Below are 23474 nucleotides of genomic sequence, written 5' to 3' on the forward strand. Positions count from 1 at the left end.
TAAAGCTGCTGTTGATTGTGCGAACAATTACATTTATACCAAAACATTATTCTTATATCGTTGGGTTTCTGAATTAATTCAGTGAACAGTTATCAGTGAACAGTTATCAATAACTAATAACTGCTATTTTTCACACTCATTGTTAATGGATAGTGGTTAATAGTTAGTGTTAAAGAACTACCTACTAACTACTAACTAGTAACTACTAATGTACAGACGCGATGTTCCTCGCGTCTCTACTAACTACTAACAACCATCAACTATTAACTATCAACCAACAAAAATATGACAGCAGACAAGAAAAACTTGTTCTTCGCAAAACCTGTAACTAGGTGGGGAATTTTTTTGGCGGTTTCTATTGCTTTTGCGACTGGCTTAGTGTCTTTCTTCAGTTTGTTCTTGCTTCGCTCTCAGGTTCCAACAGAACCACAAAAGCCTGCTAAGGCTGCGCCTGCAAGAGTTGCTGTGACTGCTTTAGGGCGGATAGTACCTGATGGTGAAATCACTCAATTGTCTGCTCCGAGTTCATTAACTGGTGTACGAGTAGAAAAACTGTTAGTGAAAGAAGGAGACCAAGTAAAAGCAGGCCAAGTAATAGCATTGCTGGAAGGATATACACGTACCCTTGTAGCTGTACAACAGGCTTTAGATAGTGTGACGGTTGCTCAAGCTAAACTAGCACAGGTCAAAGCTGGGGCCAAAACAGGTGATATAGATGCCCAAAAAGCAGCGATCGCTCAAGTAGAATGGCAATTACAAGGAGAAGTCAACACTCAGCAAGCAGCGATCGCTAGTCTCCAAGCCCAAGTACAAAATGCTGAAACCGAAAATAATCGCTATCAACAACTATATAGAGAAGGTGCTATTTCCGCGTCTACAGCAGAGAGCAAAGCTTTACAACTCAAAACATTGCAACAACAACTAGCTGAAGGTAAAGCAGCCCTAACCCGCACTGTTGATACTCTCCAAGAACAACTCACAGAGTCTAAAGCCAGACTAGGAAGTATAAAAGAGGTACGTCCCACAGACGTACGATTAGCAGAAGCCGAACTCAAGAGTGCAATGTCTGCTGTGAAACAAGCACAAGCCCAACATGAACTAACTTACGTAAAATCTCCTGTAAGTGGTAAAGTTTTGAAAACTCACGCCAAATCAGGAGAAGTAGTCGCCACTAGCGGTATTGTAGAGATAGGCAAAACTTCTCAAATGTGCGCGATCGCAGAAGTTTACCAAACAGATATTCAGAAAGTACGTATAGGTCAAAAAGCGACCATTACCAGCACCGCCTTCCCTGGTAAAAAATTGCAAGGAACCGTTAGCGAAATCGGTTTACTTGTTGACAGACAAAATATCTTAAGTATTAATCCAGGCGCAGATACAGACCGCAGAGTCGTGCAAGTAAAAATTCGTATTGATAATCCAGCAGATAGTCAACTAGTCTCTGGTTTAACTAACTTACAGGTAGATGTGGCCATTAAAATTTAGCTACTCCCAGCAGTTAAAAAATCACCCACAAAACAAAGTAGTCAAGCTGATTTTTTACTACCAACCACTAACCACTAACTACCAATTACCAATTACCAATTACCAAATCATGGTGTTTAAAATTCCTCTGGCATGGTTGCAACTAGTCAGAAACAGAATTCGTTCTCTAGTAGCTGTGGCTGGCATTGGTTTTATTGTAATTTTGATGTTTATGCAACTTGGATTTCAAGATGCTCTTTACTCCAGTGCTACCCAAGTGCATCGTAATCTCCAAGGCGATTTATTTTTAGTCAGTTCTCAATACAAATCTTTGACAGCAATCCAAAGCTTCTTTCGGACTAGATTGTATCAAGCTTTGGGGTTTGATGGTGTAGAGTCAGTTAGCCCCATATATTTGGGATTTGCTAAATTCAAAAACCCCGAAAATGGCGAGAAATATTCAATTTATGTGATTGGTTTTGAACCAGGAAGACCAATTATGAATATGCCGGAGGTTGAGAAGAATATAGATAAAATTAAAGTGCCTGACGTCGTACTTTTTGACCGTAATTCCCGGCCAGAATTTGGGCCAGTTGCCAAGAAATTTATTCAAGAAAATACCGAGCAAATTCTCGAAATATTTCCCTTTGATTCATTAAGAGGTTATAGAGTTAGAGTTGGTGGCTTATTCGGTTTAGGCCCATCCTTCGGTGTGGATGGAAACTTGATAGTTAGTGACACAACTTTTTTAAGGATATTTCCTAACAGCCGTCCTTCAGAAATGATTGATGTCGGTGTGATTTCACTGCAACCAGGTGCTAATCCCCAAAAGGTAAAAGCAGAATTGCAAAGTAATTTACCTAACGACGTGAAAATTTTTACTCACCAAGAATTTATTGATTTTGAGAAAGAATATTGGGCTACGAGAACACCAATTGGTTTCATACTTAATCTCATGCTTTCAATGGCTTCAGTTGTCGGTGTAGTAATTGTTTATCAAATTCTTTACAGTAATATCTCCACTCAACTCGTCGCTTATGCAACCTTAAAAGCCATCGGCTATGAAAATAATTACTTATTGAATGTCGTGTTTCAACAGGCTTTTATATTATCAGTATTAGGTTATATTCCAGGATTATTTATCTCTATATTCTTATATGATTTTGCTATGGAAGCAACTAAATTACCCATTATGATGAGTCCTCAAAATGCAGTCATTGTTTTCATTTCCACAATATTAATGTGTATGACATCTGGTGCATTAGCTATCAACAAACTCCGCTCCACAGACCCAGCAGATATTTTTTAATTTGGTAATGGGTAATTGGTAACTGGAAAAATCATTAACTACCAACAACTAATATTTACAGGATTAGCATGGATCTCAAGAATAAAACTATCCTCATCACAGGAATTGGCGAATTTATTGGTTTGCGTACTGCTCAATTAGCGATCGCTAAAGAAATGAAAGTCTGTGGAATACAAAGTTCCGCAGATAAAGCTAAAAAAGCACAGAATTTAGGTGCAAAAGTCATTATTGGTAATATCACCGATTCTGCTACTGCTCAATTAGCTTGTCAGGGAGTAGATATAGTTGTACACACAGATGAAATAGCCAAAGAAGGTGGTTCACTAGAAGAATTTCGCAAAGTAAATGTTGATGGTACTCTCAACATAGCTAAAGCAGCCAAAAGGGCTGGTGTCAAAACCTTTGTTTATATCTCCAGTGCATTAGTTTATGGCTTTAATTACCCTAAACACATCACAGAAGAAGGGCCACTCTCTGGCGACAATAATCCCTATTGTCAAACAAAGATAGAAGCTGAAAAAGCACTTTTGCAACTGAATAATCCACCCCATTTTGGCATCATTATTATCAGACCAGGTGATGTTTACGGACCAGGTAGTATTCCTTGGATAGTCAGACCATTACTAATGATGCGGCAAAAATTATTTGCATATGCAGGTGATGGCATGGGAGTCATCAATCATGTATATATTGATAACCTAGTTACAGCCATATTTTTAGCAATAGAAAAAGAAACCCACGGCGAAATCTTTAACATCACCGACGGGCAAGAAACTACTTGGAAAGAATATTTTACTCGCCTGGCAGAAATGGAAGGTTTACCAGCACCTTTTTCACTACCAAAAGACGAACTCAAACTATTTCTCAAGCTACGCTACCAGGGACAGAAACTCTTTCGCAAACAGGCTGATATTTTACCAGAAGCTGTAGATTTTATGACTCGTCCCTATGCTTATTCAATTGAAAAAGCGCGCAAAAAACTAAGCTATGAACCCAAAATTAACTTAGAAGAAGGAATGTGTTTAACCCAAGAATGGCTGAGAAAAACAGACCTTAAGAAAATGGTTAATAGTTAGTAGTTAGTAGTTAGTAGAGACGCGAGGAACATCGCGTCTGTACATTAGTTGTTAGTTGTTAATGGTTAATTATTAGTAATCAATGGTTAATATTTTTTCAGATCTACTAACCACTAACCACTATCCACTAACAGTCATTACGAACGATATATTTACTATGGTACAAACAATGTTAGCAAAAGCCTCTACAGTTTTGACATTTCTATTTCCGAGTTTGGTAAGTATTGTTCTATCTAGTACAGTACAGGCAGAACCTACAACCACATTGACTGTAGTAGTAAACGGTATCAAACACCAAAAAGGCCAGGTTTGCCTGAAAGTATATGCCAATGAAAAAGGATTTCCTCTCAGTGAAACTAGCGGAATACAAAGTGGCTGTACCAAAATCACAGGAAGTTCTGTAAAAAAACAATTTTTTGGTTTGAAACCGGGAAATTATGCAGTTGCTGTAGTTGATGATCAAAATGGAGATTACAAACTTAACCGAGATTTTTTAGGCATTCCCCAGGAAGGTTTTGGGCTTTCCAATAATCCAACAGTATCAGTCATAACTGGTACACCAAAATTTAATAAAGCGAGTTTTTCATTGCAGAAAAATACAACCATCAACATCGAAATGAAGTATGGACTAGACCCATAAAATATTTGTTGTTAGTTGTTGGTTGTTAATTGTTGGTTAGTAGTTAGTGGTTAGTAGTTATTGGTTACTAGTTGTTTAATACCTACTCCCCACACTCCACCCTACGGGAAGCCACTTGCGTGTCTACACACTCCACCCTTACCTTAAGCCGCTACGCGTCTACACACCCCTCACACTCTCCCCACCTCCCACTCCCTCCACTCCTCACAAATGAAAGAATTGGCGATATCTCTGTCTAGAATGTTGCTAAGTTGGCTAGCAATTCAAACATTTGTTGCACTAGCTTTTTTATGGACATTAAGAACACATTGCAGAAATTTCTTACCAGATGAACAACTTCCCAAAACAGCAGTTATTCTTTGTTTACGGGGAGGCGATCCTTTTCTAGCCAATTGTTTAGAATCGCTTCTACAACAAAACTATCCAAGATATAATTTAAAGATAATTATCGATAACCGCGAAGATCCAGCTTGGAAAATTGCCAGCGAGACAATAGCTTCGCTAGGTGCAACCAATGTCCAAATTAGCCCTTTGACTATCAGACGGTATAACTGTAGCCTCAAATGCAGTTCTCTAGTTCAAGCTGTCTCAGAATTGGATGAATCATACAAAGTAGTTGCATTAGTAGATGCTGATGCAGTGGTTCATCCCAACTGGTTACGCGAATTAGTCAGTCCTCTAGCTGATCCAAAAGTAGGGGCGACTACTGGTAATCGCTGGTACTTACCCACAGGTAAATATTGGGGTTCGCTGGTGCGGTATTTCTGGAACTCCTCTGCTGTTGTGCAAATGAGTCTCTACCGCATTCCTTGGGGAGGTAGTTTAGCACTGAAAACACAAGTGATTCACGAAACCGAATTACTAGAGAGGTGGGCCAGAGCCTATGTTGACGATACCATTATCCGCAGAGTGCTAGCAAATTATGGATTCCAACTGAAGTTTGTACCATCTCTGTTGATTCTCAATCGTGAAGAGTGCGACTTACCAAGATTATTTGACTGGACAAAACGTCAAATGTTATCTTCGCGCCTGTATCATCCCCAGTGGTGGGCGGTAATTGCTGACGCATTGCAAACAGTACTACTTCCGAATCTGCTGTTGGTGTTGTCTATAGCTGCGTTATGGACGCAACAATGGGATGCTGCAACTCTAGCTTTTGCTAGCTATAGTAGCTACATAGTAGCATTGCTGTTGTTGGCGATCGCTCTAGAAATTGGAGCCAGACCCATAATTCACCACAATGCAAAGGTTAAAACCAAATTCTCACCAGTCATGGTAGTCAGAATGCTATTTGGTATACCCCTAACACACTGGTTTTATGGGTTGGCATTGATATTGTCTTTTTGGATGCCAAAAGTTACTTGGCGCGGCGTCATCTATCAAATTAAAGGGCCTTGGCACATCCGCCTTATCAAATACCGCCCCTATCAAAAATTAGACCAACCCATTGATACCAAAGTATCTCTTTGAACATCTAACTAGTTAGTAGTTAGTGGGTAGAGACGCGATATTCCTCGCGTCTGTACATTAGTTGCTAGTTGCTAGTTGTGATTGGTTTACTACTCCTCACACTCCTCACCTCCCCACACTCCCCATCCCTCCAAATAACTTAACTATGAAAAAACAACCTCTTCGCATCGCGCTGATTACAGGATTATATGCGCCATTTTTGACAGGGGTTTCCATCGCGGTACACCAACGAGTGCGCTGGTTACTACAACAGGGACACGAAGTATTTCTAATTCATCCAGAAATCAATGACCAGTATCCTGAAGAGGTTGGTAGTCGTCCTATGGCGGGACTCAAAGAACTCCAATCTTTCCCCAAATTTTCTTCTTATGCATTTCCCACCCAACCACTAATATTTTATAAATCTCTTCCCCAACCATTACATAATCGCCATTGGAGCGATACCAAATTATTAGAGAACTTTAAACCAGACATTGTGGTAGTTGAAGAAGCACCACAAATGCGAGGATTTTACTCACTTTATTTACAAGGTTACGGTCGCCCTGTAGGTATTGAATACGCTAGAAAAACTGGCACACCAATTATATCGCTATTCCACACTGATATCGTTGCTTACATTCGCTATTACATGGGCAATCAGTTTTTTAGCTTTATTCGTCCCATGTTACCGATGTTAATCAAGCAATTTAGCGAAGCTTACGACTATAACTTCTTTCCTTCGCGAGAACAGCTAGAGAAATATAAAAACTTGAAATCCCAACGCAGCGAATACCTACCTTATCAAGGCATAGATTGCCAAAAATTTAATCCTGCCAATATCTGCTACAATCCCATTCCTAACGATAATCGTCCCACCCTTTTGTTTGTTGGACGCATTGCTCCTGAAAAAAGTGTCATTCAACTTCTAGATATATACCCAATCGTCGCTGCTAAAATACCTGATGCCCATCTAGTGATCGTCGGTAGTGGCCCCCAGCAAGAAGAAATCCGTCAACGTGCAGCTAAATTTGGTAAAGGCGTAACAGTTTGGGGAGAGTCTCATGGTACAGAACTATTGGGATGGTATGCACGAGCGGATGTATTTGTCAATCCATCCGCTACGGAAAACTTTTGTACCTCCACCAACGAAGCCTTAGCCTCGGGAACTCCGGTAGTTGCAGTCAAAGCACCCTCAACCTCAGAACAAGTAGTTCCCGGACGTAACGGTTTTTTAGCTCAACCAAATAGTCCTTGGGATTTTGCCAACAAAGTAATTAGAATTTTAGAAAATCCCAACCTCAAACAAGAAATGTCTCTCCACGCTCGTTTTTCCGTTCTCGAATATGATTGGTCTGTATGTATGGAAAAATTTGAACAGAGACTATATCAAATAGTAGAAAAATCAAACAACTTAGCAACAGCACCTATTTCAAGTTAGCTAGGGGTTTCTACGCCACGTGACACCACGTGCTAATACAACACGTAGAGTATATAATACCCCACCCCAACCCTAAGCAAGATCGCTTAGAGTGCCGTTAGGCAGGTGGGGTATTCCCAAGCAGATATATTGATGGGAGTTGTAATTGCACCAGGAGCGATACTATTAACTCGGATTTTTCAAAGGTGGCATTACCTTAGCTAGTTAGATAAGGGTAGAGGACAGAAAGTTCTAGATAGTAATTCTGCACTCTGCTTTCTTAATATCTAAATTGCTAAAGGGGAAAATTAGTAATCTTTCAGCTTGGTTCTACTTTAATAAATCCCTAATATTTACTCAATATATCAAAATAAATATCAAATCTCAGAATTAAATTTACCACACAAACTACATTAATTAATTAGATTAAACAGCTTAATATTTTCCTGAGTTGTCGTTTCTATGACAAACTCATGACAATTTTATGAATATTTGTAAAATTAGTAATTTATAACTCTAATCTCAATCTTGAGAAAGATGCGTCTAAGAGACTTCACCTTGTATTTGTTAGTTGCAAACAATAATTATGTAAATTACACTTTTGTGTATTTAGATAAATTTACTTTCAAGAAAAAAATTATGAATTTACTAGCAAAAGAATTGCCATCTCCAAAAACAATTCAAGAAGCCCCAGTATCAGGTAAAAACCAAGAAACACTCATTGCACATGGTTTACAAAAAGAGCAGTATATTGGCATTTCTGGGCTAGCGATCGCTTTGATTGCTGCTGTGGGCTTTTTTAGCCGTCGATTTGAATATGCTCTTGTATTTGCTCTGATTCTTAGTGCTATTTTGATAGCTTTGTTTTTAGTAATATAAGCAGAAAATAGAAGGAAAAGTAATACGAATTAAATATATAAAAATCTAAAAATAAGAGGTTCTTATGAACAGTCCAATTTATCAAACTGTGATTATCGGTGGTGGTTTTACGGGACTATTTACAGCATTACACCTAGCACATGAACACTATCCCCGTTCTGTAATCTTGATTGATAAAAATGAACGCTTTTGTTTTAAGCCACTACTCTATGAATATTTTGATGGTGAGATGGACACCTTTCAAGTTGTACCACGGTTTTCGGAATTACTTCAAGGTAGCGGTGTGATTTTTGTTCAAGATACAGTACAGTCGATAGACCTGCATCAAAAGGAAGTTAAATTAGTTTCGGGAAACTCCTACAAATACAGTAACTTAGTATTAGCTTTGGGCAGTGTTACTGGCTATCATCACATTGAAGGTGCTAAAGAAAATGCTTTCCCTTTCTGGACGCAAGCAGATGCGATCGCTCTTGATCGGCATTTACGCGACTGTTTACAAAAAGCCGTCCAAATAGACAATATAGAACAACGTCGAAAACTATTAACAGTCGTTATAGTTGGTGGTGGCCCTAGTGGTGTAGAAATGGCTGCAACTTTAGGAGACTTTCTCCCCCATTGGTATGCGGCTTTAGGGGGTAATTCTACTGAAATTCGTGTGGTTCTCCTCAATCATGGTCAAGAAATTCTTGAGGGTGATATTAACGATTTGTTACGCCAAATTGCAGAAAAAGAATTACAAAAACGCACTGTACCAATTGAAATTCTTAGGGGAGCAGAAGCCACTGCTGTTCACCCTCACGCCATTGAATATAAGAGCAATGGTGAAGTAAAAACATTGCCAACATACACTACAATTTGGACAGCTGGCACTTCTACCCATCCCTTGATCCAAGACTTACCAATTACGCAAGAACATCGAGATCATCATGGTCGTCCCCTAGTGACTCCCACAATGCAATTGCTTGACTTTCCAGAAGTTTTTGCAGGTGGTGATTGTGCAGCAGTTCAGGATACTTCGCTACCACCTACAGCTCAAGTTGCTTATCAACAAGGAGCTAATATTGCTCAGAATTTGAAAGCGATCGCTCTCGGAGAAGACCCCAAACCTACTAAGGTAAATATTCGGGGAACTCTCTTGAAATTGGGGGTAAATGATGCTGCTGCTAATCTATTCAATGTTTTTGAAGTTGTAGGTGAACCCGCGCATTTTATCCGTCAAGGCACTTATTTAACCTTATTACCAACGCCAATTCATGACTTTAAAGCTACAACTGAATGGCTGGACGAAGAAATTTTTCATCATCATATCGACCCCCACGATGTCGGTAAAAAAGTGGTGCAAGCGGTGGAATTAGTTGGTGCAGGAGTTGTTGGTATTTTAGTGGCAAGAAAATTATTAAAAATGTTGGGTGATGAGGAGAAAAAGGAATAATTTGCCAACAGCCAAAGTCCAAATTACAGCACTGTAACCTTTTTCCCAGTTTCTAATATGACTTCTAATCCTTCTGATGTTTGTATGACATTAGTATTAAAAGCTGCACAAAGAGATTGCATACGGTGACAGATAGTAGTAAACTCTTTGCCCTTTGCTAGCTCAACCTGCGCGTATTTTAAAATCACAGGTATCAAACGCAACTTATATAAGCTGCGATCGCTCACTTCCACCAGAAACACAAAAGACCAATCGTTACGCAACAGAGGATCAACTACATAGTCATCCAGAAAATCCCCTGTGTCATAAAGAATTAGCCCCTGTTTGTAGTGTTCTACACCTTGGAAGATATGAGCAGAATGACCATGAAAGATATCTACACCCCTATCCACCACTGCGCGAGCAAACTGGCGAAAGTGGGGCGGTGGTGAGATGACCATATTTGATCCCCAATGGGCAGAGAGGATAACCAACTTAGCCCCTGCTTGGCGTAACTGCACCACCGCAGATTCAATCAGTGATAAAGTTAACGGATTAGAATTGATTTCTAAATAATTAGTACCTGGAGAATCCTTAGTTGCCGCAAAATCAGGCTCGTTATCTGTAAGGGCAATGATACCAACACGCAGACCAACAATATCCATGATGATTGGAGTTGTAGCCTGAGTGATATCCCGACCCGCCCCAGCATGGCAAATTCCGGCAGCATCAAGGTATTTTAGTGTATCTAGTAACCCCTGGTCGTCGAAGTCGAGAATGTGGTTGTTGGCAAGACTAACACACTGAATATTAGCAATACGAAGTACTTCTACTGCGGCGGGGTCAGCGCGGAAATAAAACACTTTTGCTGTTCTCCCACACTTGTGAGTGTGTTGAGTAATGGCACATTCCAAATTAGCTATGACAGCATCCGCACCGCGCAAAATTGGTAAGACATCACCCCATAAGCATTCTGCTGCTGTGTGGGTAATCTCTTCGTTGACCCCCCGACCCAGCATGACATCCCCGATAAATGCTAAAGTGACGGACTTTGCCATAGCCTGTTTTGTATTTTTTGTTAAGAAAGTGCCTGAAATCAACAGCTTCAACTTTGTAGGTGATGCTTACCAATCAGTCTGACAGTGCTAGCTTGAAGTCCTTTGTCACCTCCTTCTTCTGCAAAACGAACTTCGTCTCCCACTTGCAACTGCTTGAAATCACCATTGAATAGACTGTTGCGGTGAAAATAAATTTCCTTACCATCAGGTGTTTCGATGAAGCCGTAGCCTTTATCTGGGAATAATGTCACAATTTGTCCATGAGGCTGCACTTCATGAGTCTTGGTTTCGTGCCGTAGCATACTAATATGGTCTTGCAGCTTGCGCTTGGCTGCATCAAAGGCATCACGAATTGCTACATAGATATCTTTGTGGGATTGACGTTCAGGCGGGTCACGTTTAACAATTATTTCCCCATTTGGCACAGTGATGTCAATTCGCACCTGATAAAGTTTGCCATTCCGGTGATGTCGATGTGGCGCATCAATTATGACTCGACAACTAGTAATTCTGTCATAGAAGCGATCTAGCTTATCAGCTAAAGAGCGAATTTTTGCTTCTACAGCTTCTGATGGTGGGATGTTGTGAAAGGTGACTTGTAGTGGGATTCTCATGATTTCTCCTATTTCTCAAGTATCTCTTGCCTTGATTGATAAGTTGCTCAGGCAAGATGCTAATTAAGATGCATTTTCCCAATCACTCAGCAACTCATGCTCTTGCTTCACTGGGAGTTGCCGGAGGGGAACTCGAGGAGTGCCTATATTTATTGGATATTGAGATAACCGTTTTTTCTTAATTTGCTTTTTTACCTGCAAATTTGGATTAGTGGTTGTGATGGTCATTATACTCACCTCCCACACTAAATCTGGAAGGAAAATCATTATATGGGCGCTCTATGTAGCAGCAATTACAACCCAGTAGTCAATATAATTTGAATTTTGAACTTTAATTATTACTACTCTGCTTTCAATTTCTATTATTTCTCTAAAAGCTATTGTCAGCAAGGAAAAGATAAAAAAATATATAAAAATCAAACGTCGGATTTCGACAAACAGAAGTTAAAAAAAATAGAAAGTTTTGATTACTTGATGGTTGAGCCAGTGGCGATCCCGTCGTCTATGAGGTCGATACACTCTGGTGGGATTCCCTTTGCTTTGACTAGTAACGTGCGTTAACTTGACTTCGTGTCTTTGTGCCTTGGTAGTTTAGATAAAATGTTATTTTTCACCACAAAGATACTAAGACACAAAGGTTAACTATGTATATATTGAATAATCCGCATTGTTTGTAAATCTATTGAGCTATCCTTATTAGTTATTTCATCCTTGCCAACAAATGCTCTCCCACTCGTAATGCATTTGCCATAATCGTTAGTGATGGATTTACAGCAGAACTTGAAGGGAAAAAGCTACTATCAACAACATAAAGATTATCGACATCGTGGGTGCGACAATTAAGATCAAGTACAGAATTTCTAGAGTGTTTGCCAAAACGACAAGTACCACATTGATGTCCAACTTCTTTCAAAGTCATTTGTTGAGGAAAAACAACAGAAACATGCCCTTGATGAGATGGTAGTTTCATTGATTGTAAAGTTGCAACCCAGCGCTTTATAAAACGATTAAAGGTTTGTTCATTATTCTTGGTATAATCAATAGAAATTTGCTCACCTTTAACATACACACGGTTATGAGGATTTGGTAAATCTTCAGTGATTAGCAACCAAGAAACAGAATGAGTTGCTACTGCTTGGGCAATAAATTTGGGTGTCAAAGGTGGTGCATAAGCAGCAACTCTATTTGTGGTGATATTCCCTAGTAATTGGACGCTTCCCATAGGGAAAGGGAAATTTTTTTCACCCCAATAAAAATCATTGACAGCTATTGTTTTGGGAAAAACTGTAGGATTAAATTTTGTAGATAAGGCCATGACTACCCCAAATTTATGAGCCATGTAATTTCGCCCTACTAGATTAGAGCTATTGGCTAATCCATTGGGATGTTGATCATTGGCAGATTGCAGTAATAATACTGCTGAGTTGACTGCACCACAAGCTAAAACAACAATATCTCCCGAAAAAATATGTCGTTTACCAGCGATTTCTGCTACTACCCCGGTAACTTCTCTACCAGATGCACTTGTATGCAGACGTAGGACTTTGGCTTGAGTAATTAAAGTCACGTTTTGATTAGCTATGGCTGGACGCACACAGTTAATATCAGCATCAGCTTTAGCATTTAAAAAACATGGAAAACCATCACAAGTATCACAACGAATACAAGTACTTAAAAAACGACTAGCTTCATTGAGTTTAATACCAAGTGGTAGATAAAATGGATGTAAGCCTTTGTCTTTTAAACCATCATTAATTTCTTGAATATATGGTTCGTGGCTAATAGGAGGAAAGGGGTAATCTTCACTAGTTTGAGGTTCAGTAGGATCTAAATTTCGTTGACCATGTACTTCATATAGTTTTTCGGCTTCCGTGTAATATGGGGCAAAATCTTGATATTTTAATGGCCATTCGGGAGAGATACCATCTTGATGAAAAACTCTATTAAAGTCCTGTTCACGAAATCTAAATAATGCCCCGCCATAAAATTTAGTATTACCGCCAACATAATAGTGTGTGACTGGACGAATTATTTTACCACATTTGTCATACCAAACTTCTTGAGGGCGATAACATTCTTTTTGAAAAATTAGCCGAGAATCCCAATTTGCTTTTTCTTTAGGTACAAAAGAGCCTCTTTCGAGTAGCAAAATTTTCTTACCACTTGGTGCTAATTTAGATGCTAGCGTTCCACCACCAGCACCCGTACCAATGATGATGACATCATAATGACTATCAGCCATTTTTTCTCCGTCGGTTGAGTTCGTGGTAATGCATCAGGTGTGAGGAGAGAAGAGAATAATGATGAACAACACTAAATAAAAAAACCTAATGACAAGTATAAATAGCAGCTATATAAAGTATTTAAGCATCTTTATAAAGATGACACACTGCTAAAGATGTTTGTCAAGTGTAATCTATCAAGCGAAGTAAATTTATAAAAAATCAAATAATTAGAATTTTCAGTAATTAATTTTGCAGTTTTAATGTAATAAATATGATGTTTTATTCAATTTTTATTAAATATGGTAATCAAGACCTTAAAAACTTGATATCAAATATATATAAGGATTTGTAGTAAGCACTTTAGTCCTTACTACAAACAATTGAAAGTTGGTGTCAAAGACTACTACTGATGTGAACGTCTTTCAGCTAGTATTTGATTTTCTGCACAAGTTTGGTTGAGATTGGTTAAACCAATCCAACGGTAAATAGCATCTCCAAATTCTGGAAAAAGTTGTACATTAGAAAAGAGAAGCCTGGTTAGTAATCCATCAAGGATGACTTCTGCTTTGTTGTTTTTGATGGCATCTATAACTGCGATCGCTACGGTTTTTGGTTCAGAAACACGCGCTAGTTTGGGTGCTGGTAAGCCAAATTTCAAATACATCCCTGCTTTTGTGTATCCTGGACAAATCACAGAAACGCCTACGTTAGTATCAATTAATTCTTGCCGCATTGCATCTGTCCACATAATTAAACCAGCTTTACTGGCAGAATAAATGCTGTTGTAAGGCGCTCCTTTTTTCCCAGAACCAGAGGAAATATTGACAATGTGACCACTATTACGTTCCAACATACTCGGTAATACTAACCGAGTTAATTCCATTCCTGCTAATAGATTAGTTATCAGTATTGACTGGATATCATTGAGAGAGTAATTTTGAAAAGGTCTATATTTTTCAATCGCAGCATTATTAATCAAAACATCAATTTGACCTACATGTTGATTAATTTGCTGGACAAGTAATGGTAATTCTTCTAATTTGCTGATATCAAAGGGAATGCTGAGGTATGTACCACCAGCAACTTCTACTTCAGCACGGATATTTTCTAATTTTTCTTGGGAACGAGAAACACCAACTACAGTTGCTTTTTCTTTTGCTAGCGCCCGAGCAATAAATACTCCTATACCACCCGCAGCACCAGTTAAAACTACTGTCTTCCCTGCAAGATTTTTCATGATTGTTGGTTGTTGATTGTTGATTGTTGATTGTTGATTGTTGATTGTTGGTTGTTGATTGTTGCTATCCAAACAACCCATAACTATGAACAAACAACTAAGTAATAGCTAATTACCAAAAACAAGAAAGAACTCTGCTCTACTTCACTTCAGTAGAACATTCATCATCACTAATTATCTATACTCTGAGAGCATATGCAATTAACAACAAATTGAGTGTCTTATTACGCTTACTTCCCCTAAACGCTCTCAGCACACTTTTTAACGTTGACACTCTTCTAGCTATTAATTGCTAATTTAATTTAATTAAAACACAACTCTCATGCTTTTTAAGCTTTTTATGCAATAAATTTTAAATTGTCAAACGTTCCATATAATATATGGAATAAAGCTTCAATTTAAGATTTAGTTTATATAATTTTAATTATTTCAATTAATCACTAATTCTTGACAAAAAATAAGTTAAATAAAAATAGCAAACTTGACAGCAAACTGCATCGGTAAAAAGAGAGAGTGACTCGGTATAGTAGGACAACATAAATAATTAAAGATTTGTAGTGAGGACTTTAGTCTTCAAAAAAGAGCTAAAACCCTTACTACGAAATTATTGGGGATTTTGTCCAGAAAGTTTTTGAATTTGCCCTGAAAAGTAATCTTCCTCGTACTTTAATTGTTGGGCTACTTCCAACCCTTTTTGGAAAGCATTTAGTGCTTGCGGATACTCTTTGCGTTCCAAGTGCATTTTTCCAATTTGATCGTAAGCATTCATCAAACCATAGAAATTCGAGGCTAATTGTTGAGTCTGTACAAGAATTTCGCTAGCTTGTAACGCCTCTTGTATTTGTCCTTGGGAACGGTAGAGTGCGATTAATTTTTGCAACGCTTCACCTGCACGCACATATTGTTGTGATTGCCAAGCAATTGTGTAAGCTTGTTGATAATTATTGAAAGCTTCTTGAAGAAGATTAGGATTTTCCTTTGCCAAGGATTCATAATCTGAACCGATCGCTAGTTTTAAAGCTGGTAATTGAGTCGGATTATTCTGTCTTTGGTATATTTGTGCGAGTCGGTTCTGTATTTCTATTGCTTGCTGGGGTTGTTTCCCTTGTTCGTAAATATAAGCTAATTTTTGCAAGTATAATAGCTCATTGCTACTATCACCCCTAGCAGTAGCTAATTTTAACAACTCCTGATAAGTTGCTCCTGCTTTACTGTAATCAAACCAACTCAGATGTACTTCCCCGATTGTCTGTAAAATTTGTACTTCTTTAGCTAAATCTTGTTGCTGTCGCGCCGCAGCTAAAACTTGCTCATAGACTTCCACAGCATTTTGAGGCGATCGCACTTGTTGGTAAGCTAGTCCTAGTGCTTGCAATAACTCTAAATCACGAAATTTTTGAGACTGTGCCTGCTTTTGAATCGCTTGTAATCGCTGAGTAACATATTGTACCTCTGGGCGATTACTTTTTTGATAAGCTACAGCACCCACCCTTCCTAGTGCTTGCACCTCTTTCACAGCACCCAAATATCGACGCAACCGCAGTTCTCGGTTCCAGATATCAAATGCTCCCACCTCATCACCTGCTTGCAATTTTGCCGTAGCTTGTTGATTCAACTTATCCAACTCCACCTCCAACTGTTGCTGTTCAGTCACAGATAACGGCTGTTTGTCTTTGTCGGGATTCCGTGGCAACAATGGATCGGGTGTGGTAATTTCTAACGGTGATGGCGGAAACTCATCTGGTGGTTGAGGCTTTTTAGTAGCCGCCATAGTTAGGGACGTGCTAAATAACCACAAAGCAGCAAGAGCACTAATTGTCACACTTAAGCGTTTGAGCATGGTTGTTAATAGTAAATAGTTGGTTGTTGATAGTTGATAGTTGGTTGTTAACCATTTCCTTGTTTCCCTAGTCCTCCTTGTCCTATATGAACCCATCAGTTTAAAGTTGGCAGACTACTAGCCATTAACAATTAGCCATACAGACGATAAGTCATGCAAAAATTCTCCTGCAAAACTAGCCCCTTCAAGATGTAACTTAGTGTCTTTGTGTCTGGGTGTTTCAATAATTCTTTTTTTCACCACAAAGACACAAAGGCTTACTTTCCAACAAACCACTTCACATGTAAAGTAATAATAAGGCGATGGAGTTCGCCATAACCGCCTTCTAGTGATATTTAACACTTAATCAAAAGGCTGATGACTCCTACTTCTCCGGCTTGCTACGGAAGAGTGGGGCTATTTGTCTTGTTATTCCGTTGCAAGTCACGCTGGCTCTTTCAGTGTTCTAAAGTTAATATGCTACAAAAACTTGCAATTCGTACCCCTATTGGTATCAGTATCGGTGCAATTGCTGGCGCCCTCTCGCGTTATTATCTCGGTTTGTGGATTACTCAGCTTTTTGGTACAGGATTTCCCTACAGCACACTGATCATTAATGTCAGTGGATGTTTTGTCATGGGTTTTTTTACGACGCTGGCAATGGGACGATTAATCGCAATTCATCCTGATATCCGGCTATTAGTAACCACAGGTTTTTTAGGATCTTATACCACTTTCTCGACTTATGAGTTAGATACAGCCAAGTTGTTCCAAGAACACAGCTTAGAAATTGGTTTGATTTACTGGCTTGGTAGTGCTGTTTTAGCACTGCTCAGCCTGCTGTTAGGGAATGCTCTGGCTGAATGTATCCGGATCAAAAAGGAATCATGACAATCACCGGAAGTAACTCCATATTGGCTTAAGATAAAGCGATCGCTAGTGTCACTTGGAGATACTTACAGGTGCATGATGAACCACTTTCACTGTATCCTGAACAACAATGCCTCCAGCTACCATTTGTTGTACTGTAGGCAAAAAGGAAGCGATCGCCTCTGCTGTATCGATAATTGTCACTACCATTGGCAAATCAGACGATAATTCCAAGATTCTGGCAGTATGCAATTGTTGATTTTTCCCGAAACCTGCTACTCCACCAGTCACGGTAGCTCCAGCCATCCCTATACGTCGGGCTTCTTCTACTAAAGCAATATAAACAGGTTTTCCATGCCAGTGATCCGACTCGCCAACATAAATTGTCAAACGCTCTAGGGTATTCATGTTCACCCCTCAGTCAATCAATTTTGAATTTTTTATGAAAAAAATACTGATTAAGATTTTAAGACTTTACAGATATTAGCAAACTAAAGCATCTTTGCTAAGAATATTCCCAACTCTATACTAATAAACCCTAACAGCAGGCTACCAAACCAGTAGAGTAATGCTGCTTTATAGTCTCTCGTTCGTAAGAGATTAGAGGTGTCTAAGGCATAAGTTGAAAACGTGGTGTATGAACCCAACAAGCCTACTGAAACTAACATTTGTACTGCTGAAGGAATAGACAGCTTTGATGCGAGGGTAGTAAAAAAACCCATCAAAAATGCACCTGTAAGATTGATGAATAAAGTTCCATAAGGAAATCCGATTCCAAACCAGCGCCCAAAACATAAGGTGAGGTAATAGCGACTCAATCCACCTAGAACTGCTCCCAAGCCAATGATAATGGCAACATAAGTTGCAGAGTTCATAGAAGTCAATAATTCCACAGGATTTCTAAGTTCAGCCAATATATCACTAGGGATGTGAACAAACATTCTACATCTCCTAGAAAATACATTGATACCAAGTTGCATTCCAAGTTGCATTCATAGATATTACCTCACCCCGGCTACGCCACCCCTCTCCTTACTAAGGAGAGGGGATGGGGGGGTCCCCTCTGGGGAACTCGGGGGCCCCACTCCCCTAAGGGAGTGGGGATTAGGGGTGAAGGGGCTGTTCTTGTGAGGTTTTTAAACACAACTTGGTATGACCAACAGAGGCAGAAGGCAGAGGAGCCACTGCGCCCTTGGAGGTTCCCTCCGTTGTAGTACGTAGCGGTGGCAGAAGGGATTTATATTCACCCCTGAAAACTTATGAATTATGTAGATTAATTCTATATATTCAATTTGATTTATATTTTAAAATGAGATTCTTGCAGAGTTAAGTTATCTAAATATTAATATTATGTCAATTCCTGTTTACAATTCAATTGGTCAACAATATTCCAAAACTCGCATTCCCGATTATCGCATCGTCAATACATTAATTGAGTTACTCAGTTTACCTAAAGGAAGCGTTATTGCTGATATTGGTGCTGGTACAGGTGGTTATAGTTTAGCGCTAGCTAACCAAGGATTGTTTGTGAATGCTATTGAACCATCTCAAGTTATGCAAACACAAGCGATAAAACACCCACAAATTGAGTGGTTTACTGGCTATGCAGAAGCTTTACCTTTACCAGATAATTATGTTGACGGAGTTATCAGTGTTCTGACAATTCATCACTTTTCTAACCTCGCAAAAGCTTTTCAGGAAATGCAGCGAATTAGTAGAGATGGAGCAATAGTGTTGCTGACATTTGATATTAGATTCGCTCCCAAAATTTGGCTTTATGATTATTTTCCATTTTTATGGGAAGATGCCCTCAGATTCTTACAATTGAATGACCTGATTAATTTAATTACAACTAATACCAAAAGATATGTAGAAGTCATACCTTTTTTGCTACCTCATGATTTATCTGATTTATTTGCAGCAGCAGCTTGGAGACGTCCGGAATTATATTTACTGCCTGAAGTACGTGCCGGGATCTCGTCTTTTCCTTTAGCTGATCCACATTTAGTCGAGCGAGGAGTACAATCGCTAGCAGCAGAATTAAATAGTGGAGAATGGATGAAAAAGTATGGTGAAATTTGCAGTTTGACAGAAATAGATTTAGGTTATCGTTTTCTACGTGCTGAATTGTAAACAATCACGTCGCTTAGCTTCCCGATTTTTTAGATAAGTCGGAAACTTGTTTTTCTTCTATAGCATTTTTATACTAGCTAGCAGCCACTTTGCGTAATTTCACTAAAACAAAAATTTTGGGAACAATTGCCCTTATTGGTGCATCACAATATTAAGAGTACTAGATTGAGCTCAAAAGCAAGTTTGAAATCAAAATAGTTGGTTTTGGACTGTGAAATTGTCATGTACCCCATTGGGCTGATGTCGGTTATCCGTCAAATCATTAGGGTTATTTGGAATTTCAAAATCAAGTAATTGGTGAAATTAATTCTTGGTTAGATATTTTATAAAACACTCAGCCATATACAAAATTCCTGACCCAAGATAGATGAGTTTTCACGACTTTAATTAGTTATCATGTAAGTAGTAAAAGAATGATATACAGTTATATTATTCGAGTTAGAAAAATGAACCTTTTTCACAAACCACAAAGTACCCAAAGAACACAAAGTAAGGAAGATTTTTCTCGTTTACCTAAAAAATTAAATAAGGGTCTTTCTTTGATACTTGGTTTAGGAACTGCTGCAAGTGTAGGATTATCTGCTCCAAAACCTGCGGAAGCGCTTCCATTTCAGGATTTAATTGTTCCGGGAATCCAATATTTTCAACTTTCTAATTTATCAACTAAGCAAAAGGTTGAATTGGGCAGTAATATACATCAACAGGTACGCAGAAATTATAGAGTTGGTACGAATGCAACTGTCACCAGAATTGGTCAAAGATTAGCGCGAGTTAGTAGCTGCTCTCAAACTCCTTTTAAATTTTATGTAGTTCAAAATGCAAGCATTAACGCTTTTGCAACTACTGGTGGTTATGTTTATGTCCACACTGGTTTGATCAATGCGGCGGATAATGAAGACCAGTTGGCGTCGGTGATAGCACACGAAATTGCTCACATTTGTAATGACGATTTGGTTAAAAGGCTTAAACAAACGCAGTTAGTTCAAGGTGCAGCTTCACTTGCTGGTTTAGATAGAAGTAAGTTGGCTGCCATAGCTTATCAGTTGGCTGTAGATTTACCTAACAGCCGTGAGGCTGAGTTTAACGCTGATGCTCGGGGATTGCAGTATCTGCAACAGGCTGGTTACGATCCTAATGCTATGCCTGCTTTCTTAAAGAAATTAGCGACTCGTTCTTCTCCACCAGAGTTTTTGAGTACTCACCCAAATCCACGAGAACGGATTGCAGTTTTACAAAGAAAAATTGCTGATAATCGTTAAATTGCTGTAGATTAGCGATCGCCTGGTCAGCGTGATCCATTATCTTCTTCTCTAGCATGAGCAATCAGAGCGATCGCTGTTTGATAGAGTTCTTACATAAACATTTGTGGGTGGGAAAGGACTATTAGATTTTTCTCTACATGTATGAAACCAGCCTGGTTTATTTATAGCAACACCAAGTGGACACCTCCCTTTAATTCCTGATTCCGCACACTTTTATGATTCCCGTGACGACATAGGGGGATGTTAGGGATGTGGGGGATTTTGAGTGGGGATCTCTTCTGTTTACTTTCTCCCCTTTTCCCTGTCGAAAATATTATTTGCTTTGCTAACTAACCTGCGAAATTTTGGTTGAATAGCAACTAAGCGAGTTTTTAAAACGGAGAGACTAGCTCTGTTAATGATGAAACTAAAACTTACAACCTTTTCAGATTGAGGGCTAATTTCACATATATAATCGCAGACAGATTGAGAAGCACAGATGATATCAGCATGATTAAATAACTGAAAGTATGACTGAATGTTTTCAATATTTACTGACTGTAAGTTTAAGTGAGAAATGCCAGATTTTTCTAGCATCTGTTTCATATTTTTACCTTCGCCCGATTTTTGACTAACAAGCAATACCTGACTACCACGATTTAAACTTGAAATCTGTGTTAGAAGTTGCAAATCTGGTTCAAAAATTATCCCAATCACCTCTTGTTTTGAAGTAGTGATTTGAGTCAATTCACATACATACTGAGCTTTTGTAATCACTAAATTAGAGGAATAAAGTTCTTTTAAAGCTACTGGTTGACCAGCTTGCAAATTTTCCAAATACAGCAAGGATAGAGGATGACTAATTTCTGATTGAACAGAATGCAAATACGAATCAGCCTCAGATTGAAGAGATTCTACAAATACTAGCTTCAAAGGAACAACTTGTTTACGCTCATTTGAACTCACTGCTACAGCATAAGCAGTCAACCCAAACTCAGATGCACTTAACTCCATTTGAGTTGCGATCAAAAAAGCTTGTTCTAAAATTTGATAGAGAGAATTACGACTAATTGACTTTTGTAATAATTCACTTTCGGCGACAAAAGTTCCTTTTCCTCTTTTAGCTACTAAATATCCAGTTTCTATTAATTCCGAATATACTAATGCAATAGTATTGTGATTTATCTTCAGGTATTCTGCTAGTTGAATAACTGTTGGCAAGCTATCTCCAGGTCTCAGATATTCTATTGCAATCAATAGCTTAATTTGTTCAGATACCTGAACAGTAATTGGGAGAGGAGCATGGACATCAATAGCTATAGGTAGTAGTCTCGAAGAGGACATCAAAATAAACAAAATCTATAAACTGTTATTATTTATTTTAATTAAAATTTAGGTAATTGACATTCATGAGCAATCTCATATTCTCATATTTTTTCTAAAAAATAAGTATTGCACAGATAAGCAGCCTGATATACTTGATCAGATGCACTTATCCCTCTTGTGTCACTTTCCGAGTATTCTGAATAAAAGGATTAAAAGAAAAAACTCTGGAAACTAAGCAGGGCAATGGATGTAGAATTACAAATCTTGAAAAATTTGGCAAGAGATGCCCACCCAACGGTTGGGATTGTAGATGAATCGCGGTGCAGAGTACAAAGACCTGTTCAAAGAAGTGAGAAACTATGAATGCTTTAAATATTTACAGTTGGGAATAATTTCACCGATTAAAAGAAAATAATTACCAGAAATAGCTAAAGTAGTAAGTATAAATTCTGCCCAGTCATTACATCATTTTATAGCTAATTCAGACTGGTCAGAAAATGAGTTGAAGAGTCGAAGATTAAAGAAAACCAAATTGAAACTGAGGTACAACAAAATAATTCTCTTAATTTTTCTCATCATCAGCAATAGAAACATGAGGGTGGATGGAAAAATACTCTAAAGAATCTTCGTTTCATTGTCCAACCGCTCTTTCTAATTTGGTTGATTTATTCCTGGTTAGATTCTTTGCCAATTCTGATTTATTGCTGGGATTCAATCACTTAATTTGTGCAATGAATCAATTGAAACCTTTTTATACTTCTGGATAATTTCACTGATTTCCTACTTGTTTAATTCTGAAAGTGACAAAAGAGGGATAAATTAGTCTAATATTCTATAAAATATATATAATTTTTCTCCTTCTTGATAAATTACTTCAATTTTTTTAACTTCTGCTACTAATTTATGAATAACTTTACGAAGATAAAACAACCATTTTTTATGTCGCTTCAGGTAGGAAAAAAGCCGGAAATTATAACAAGAGATTCTGATAAAACTGTTTTGAGACCAGAAATAAGCATCAATACTACAAGTCTGCAAAAGCTCTCTTGTAGGGTTGTCTAATTCTGTCATAATTTGCTGATTTAGTGTTGGCGATAAAGTGCTAAGTTTCTCTAATCTTAGCTGTGTTAATTCTAAATTGTCTGTTGTGTTGTGCTTGCTTGTGTAATCTGGTGTTTGCTGAGTAGATGCTTTAGGGTCAAGTAGCTCAATTCTCACAGCTTGCCTCCAGGTATCTTTTTGGTAGCGTTTGGATAGTGGCAGTGCCTTAGTTAGAGTAAAACTTCCTGCCACTGTTAACTTTACA

21 protein-coding genes, 1 pseudogene and 1 riboswitch are annotated in these 23474 nt (G+C 38.4%); of the genes and pseudogenes, 12 read left to right on the forward strand and 10 right to left on the reverse strand.

Annotation, left to right across the window (positions count from 1 at the left end; genetic code table 11):
• The first annotated feature begins 285 nt into the window (after nucleotides 1–285).
• The 8 genes from RS893_RS22015 to RS893_RS22050 all read left to right on the forward strand — a co-directional run bounded on the left by RS893_RS22015 (nucleotide 286) and on the right by RS893_RS22050 (nucleotide 9666).
• On the forward strand, nucleotides 286–1485 hold the full coding sequence (locus RS893_RS22015) for an ABC exporter membrane fusion protein (protein ID WP_315787836.1): 1200 nt from the start codon (nucleotides 286–288) through the stop codon (nucleotides 1483–1485).
• 109 nt (nucleotides 1486–1594) lie between these two features.
• The gene (gene devC / locus RS893_RS22020; RefSeq protein WP_315792072.1) at nucleotides 1595–2773 is read left to right on the forward strand and encodes an ABC transporter permease DevC; all 1179 of its coding nucleotides are present in this window, start codon (nucleotides 1595–1597) and stop codon (nucleotides 2771–2773) included.
• A gap of 68 nt (nucleotides 2774–2841) precedes the next feature.
• Nucleotides 2842–3849, forward strand: a complete 1008-nt coding sequence (locus RS893_RS22025) for an NAD(P)-dependent oxidoreductase (RefSeq protein ID WP_315787837.1) — start codon at nucleotides 2842–2844, stop codon at nucleotides 3847–3849.
• Between the two features lie 169 nt (nucleotides 3850–4018).
• Nucleotides 4019–4489: a DUF2141 domain-containing protein gene (locus RS893_RS22030; RefSeq protein WP_396336470.1), complete on the forward strand. Its 471-nt coding sequence runs from the start codon at nucleotides 4019–4021 to the stop codon at nucleotides 4487–4489.
• Nucleotides 4490–4729: 240 nt separating this feature from the next.
• Nucleotides 4730–5959, forward strand: coding sequence for a glycosyltransferase family 2 protein (locus RS893_RS22035; RefSeq protein WP_315787839.1), 1230 nt, complete (start codon nucleotides 4730–4732; stop codon nucleotides 5957–5959).
• A 145-nt stretch (nucleotides 5960–6104) separates the two neighbouring features.
• Nucleotides 6105–7376 (forward strand): glycosyltransferase, encoded by a 1272-nt coding sequence (locus tag RS893_RS22040; RefSeq protein ID WP_315787840.1) that lies wholly within the window; start codon nucleotides 6105–6107, stop codon nucleotides 7374–7376.
• A 618-nt stretch (nucleotides 7377–7994) separates the two neighbouring features.
• A complete protein-coding gene (locus RS893_RS22045) occupies nucleotides 7995–8234 on the forward strand; it encodes a hypothetical protein (RefSeq protein ID WP_315787841.1) in 240 nt (79 codons plus the stop codon).
• A gap of 64 nt (nucleotides 8235–8298) precedes the next feature.
• The gene (locus RS893_RS22050; protein WP_315787842.1) at nucleotides 8299–9666 is read left to right on the forward strand and encodes an NAD(P)/FAD-dependent oxidoreductase; all 1368 of its coding nucleotides are present in this window, start codon (nucleotides 8299–8301) and stop codon (nucleotides 9664–9666) included.
• A gap of 23 nt (nucleotides 9667–9689) precedes the next feature.
• Here the strand turns inward: RS893_RS22050 and RS893_RS22055 are convergent, their stop codons facing one another.
• The 6 genes from RS893_RS22055 to RS893_RS22080 all read right to left on the reverse strand — a co-directional run bounded on the left by RS893_RS22055 (nucleotide 9690) and on the right by RS893_RS22080 (nucleotide 16619).
• Entirely contained in the window at nucleotides 9690–10703 is a 1014-nt protein-coding gene (locus RS893_RS22055; RefSeq protein ID WP_315787843.1) for a CapA family protein, read from the reverse strand.
• Nucleotides 10704–10750: 47 nt separating this feature from the next.
• Entirely contained in the window at nucleotides 10751–11317 is a 567-nt protein-coding gene (locus RS893_RS22060) for an HPF/RaiA family ribosome-associated protein (RefSeq protein WP_315787844.1), read from the reverse strand.
• 63 nt (nucleotides 11318–11380) lie between these two features.
• Nucleotides 11381–11545, reverse strand: a complete 165-nt coding sequence (locus RS893_RS22065) for a hypothetical protein (protein WP_315787845.1) — start codon at nucleotides 11543–11545, stop codon at nucleotides 11381–11383.
• Between the two features lie 472 nt (nucleotides 11546–12017).
• The gene (locus RS893_RS22070; RefSeq protein WP_315787846.1) at nucleotides 12018–13559 is read right to left on the reverse strand and encodes a GMC family oxidoreductase; all 1542 of its coding nucleotides are present in this window, start codon (nucleotides 13557–13559) and stop codon (nucleotides 12018–12020) included.
• Nucleotides 13560–13945: 386 nt separating this feature from the next.
• Nucleotides 13946–14779, reverse strand: coding sequence for an SDR family oxidoreductase (locus tag RS893_RS22075; RefSeq protein ID WP_315792073.1), 834 nt, complete (start codon nucleotides 14777–14779; stop codon nucleotides 13946–13948).
• Between the two features lie 604 nt (nucleotides 14780–15383).
• Nucleotides 15384–16619: a hypothetical protein gene (locus RS893_RS22080; RefSeq protein ID WP_315787847.1), complete on the reverse strand. Its 1236-nt coding sequence runs from the start codon at nucleotides 16617–16619 to the stop codon at nucleotides 15384–15386.
• A 289-nt stretch (nucleotides 16620–16908) separates the two neighbouring features.
• A riboswitch (Fluoride riboswitch) is annotated at nucleotides 16909–16993 on the forward strand.
• Nucleotides 16994–17075: 82 nt separating this feature from the next.
• On the opposite strand from RS893_RS22080, the gene crcB (RS893_RS22085) reads away from it, so the two are divergent.
• The gene (gene crcB / locus RS893_RS22085; protein WP_315787848.1) at nucleotides 17076–17489 is read left to right on the forward strand and encodes a fluoride efflux transporter CrcB; all 414 of its coding nucleotides are present in this window, start codon (nucleotides 17076–17078) and stop codon (nucleotides 17487–17489) included.
• Nucleotides 17490–17540: 51 nt separating this feature from the next.
• Here crcB (RS893_RS22085) and RS893_RS22090 read toward each other — a convergent pair whose 3' ends face one another.
• Nucleotides 17541–17876, reverse strand: a complete 336-nt coding sequence (locus RS893_RS22090; RefSeq protein ID WP_315787849.1) for a DUF190 domain-containing protein — start codon at nucleotides 17874–17876, stop codon at nucleotides 17541–17543.
• A gap of 83 nt (nucleotides 17877–17959) precedes the next feature.
• Nucleotides 17960–18409, reverse strand: a complete 450-nt coding sequence (gene crcB, locus RS893_RS22095) for a fluoride efflux transporter CrcB (protein ID WP_396336379.1) — start codon at nucleotides 18407–18409, stop codon at nucleotides 17960–17962.
• A gap of 409 nt (nucleotides 18410–18818) precedes the next feature.
• Between crcB (RS893_RS22095) and RS893_RS22100 the strand changes: the two genes are divergently transcribed.
• Complete coding sequence (locus tag RS893_RS22100; RefSeq protein ID WP_315787850.1) at nucleotides 18819–19601, forward strand: class I SAM-dependent methyltransferase; 783 nt, start codon at nucleotides 18819–18821, stop codon at nucleotides 19599–19601.
• Nucleotides 19602–20047: 446 nt separating this feature from the next.
• Nucleotides 20048–20860, forward strand: a complete 813-nt coding sequence (locus RS893_RS22105; protein ID WP_315787851.1) for a M48 family metallopeptidase — start codon at nucleotides 20048–20050, stop codon at nucleotides 20858–20860.
• Between the two features lie 285 nt (nucleotides 20861–21145).
• Here RS893_RS22105 and RS893_RS22110 read toward each other — a convergent pair whose 3' ends face one another.
• On the reverse strand, nucleotides 21146–22186 hold the full coding sequence (locus RS893_RS22110) for a GntR family transcriptional regulator (protein ID WP_315787852.1): 1041 nt from the start codon (nucleotides 22184–22186) through the stop codon (nucleotides 21146–21148).
• A 225-nt stretch (nucleotides 22187–22411) separates the two neighbouring features.
• Here RS893_RS22110 and RS893_RS30365 point away from each other — a divergent pair.
• Nucleotides 22412–22736 (forward strand): annotated as a pseudogene (locus tag RS893_RS30365) (IS701 family transposase); the annotation flags it as partial.
• A 251-nt stretch (nucleotides 22737–22987) separates the two neighbouring features.
• On the opposite strand, the gene RS893_RS22120 reads toward RS893_RS30365, so the two are convergent.
• The gene (locus RS893_RS22120) at nucleotides 22988–23461 is read right to left on the reverse strand and encodes a hypothetical protein (protein WP_315787853.1); all 474 of its coding nucleotides are present in this window, start codon (nucleotides 23459–23461) and stop codon (nucleotides 22988–22990) included.
• Nucleotides 23462–23474 lie beyond the last annotated feature (13 nt).

Source organism: Fischerella sp. JS2 (assembly GCF_032393985.1).
Lineage (GTDB): Bacteria > Cyanobacteriota > Cyanobacteriia > Cyanobacteriales > Nostocaceae > Fischerella.

What these genes read in the sequence shown, in the direction of transcription:
- RS893_RS22015 (WP_315787836.1), top strand. Translation starts at nt 286, where the DNA reads ATGACAGCAGACAAGAAAAACTTGTTCTTCGCAAAACCTGTAACTAGG.
- devC (WP_315792072.1), top strand. Translation starts at nt 1,595, where the DNA reads ATGGTGTTTAAAATTCCTCTGGCATGGTTGCAACTAGTCAGAAACAGA.
- RS893_RS22025 (WP_315787837.1), top strand. Translation starts at nt 2,842, where the DNA reads ATGGATCTCAAGAATAAAACTATCCTCATCACAGGAATTGGCGAATTT.
- RS893_RS22030 (WP_396336470.1), top strand. Translation starts at nt 4,019, where the DNA reads ATGTTAGCAAAAGCCTCTACAGTTTTGACATTTCTATTTCCGAGTTTG.
- RS893_RS22035 (WP_315787839.1), top strand. Translation starts at nt 4,730, where the DNA reads ATGTTGCTAAGTTGGCTAGCAATTCAAACATTTGTTGCACTAGCTTTT.
- RS893_RS22040 (WP_315787840.1), top strand. Translation starts at nt 6,105, where the DNA reads ATGAAAAAACAACCTCTTCGCATCGCGCTGATTACAGGATTATATGCG.
- RS893_RS22045 (WP_315787841.1), top strand. Translation starts at nt 7,995, where the DNA reads ATGAATTTACTAGCAAAAGAATTGCCATCTCCAAAAACAATTCAAGAA.
- RS893_RS22050 (WP_315787842.1), top strand. Translation starts at nt 8,299, where the DNA reads ATGAACAGTCCAATTTATCAAACTGTGATTATCGGTGGTGGTTTTACG.
- RS893_RS22055 (WP_315787843.1), bottom strand. Translation starts at nt 10,703, where the DNA reads ATGGCAAAGTCCGTCACTTTAGCATTTATCGGGGATGTCATGCTGGGT.
- RS893_RS22060 (WP_315787844.1), bottom strand. Translation starts at nt 11,317, where the DNA reads ATGAGAATCCCACTACAAGTCACCTTTCACAACATCCCACCATCAGAA.
- RS893_RS22065 (WP_315787845.1), bottom strand. Translation starts at nt 11,545, where the DNA reads ATGACCATCACAACCACTAATCCAAATTTGCAGGTAAAAAAGCAAATT.
- RS893_RS22070 (WP_315787846.1), bottom strand. Translation starts at nt 13,559, where the DNA reads ATGGCTGATAGTCATTATGATGTCATCATCATTGGTACGGGTGCTGGT.
- RS893_RS22075 (WP_315792073.1), bottom strand. Translation starts at nt 14,779, where the DNA reads ATGAAAAATCTTGCAGGGAAGACAGTAGTTTTAACTGGTGCTGCGGGT.
- RS893_RS22080 (WP_315787847.1), bottom strand. Translation starts at nt 16,619, where the DNA reads ATGCTCAAACGCTTAAGTGTGACAATTAGTGCTCTTGCTGCTTTGTGG.
- crcB (WP_315787848.1), top strand. Translation starts at nt 17,076, where the DNA reads ATGCTACAAAAACTTGCAATTCGTACCCCTATTGGTATCAGTATCGGT.
- RS893_RS22090 (WP_315787849.1), bottom strand. Translation starts at nt 17,876, where the DNA reads ATGAATACCCTAGAGCGTTTGACAATTTATGTTGGCGAGTCGGATCAC.
- crcB (WP_396336379.1), bottom strand. Translation starts at nt 18,409, where the DNA reads ATGTTTGTTCACATCCCTAGTGATATATTGGCTGAACTTAGAAATCCT.
- RS893_RS22100 (WP_315787850.1), top strand. Translation starts at nt 18,819, where the DNA reads ATGTCAATTCCTGTTTACAATTCAATTGGTCAACAATATTCCAAAACT.
- RS893_RS22105 (WP_315787851.1), top strand. Translation starts at nt 20,048, where the DNA reads ATGAACCTTTTTCACAAACCACAAAGTACCCAAAGAACACAAAGTAAG.
- RS893_RS22110 (WP_315787852.1), bottom strand. Translation starts at nt 22,186, where the DNA reads ATGTCCTCTTCGAGACTACTACCTATAGCTATTGATGTCCATGCTCCT.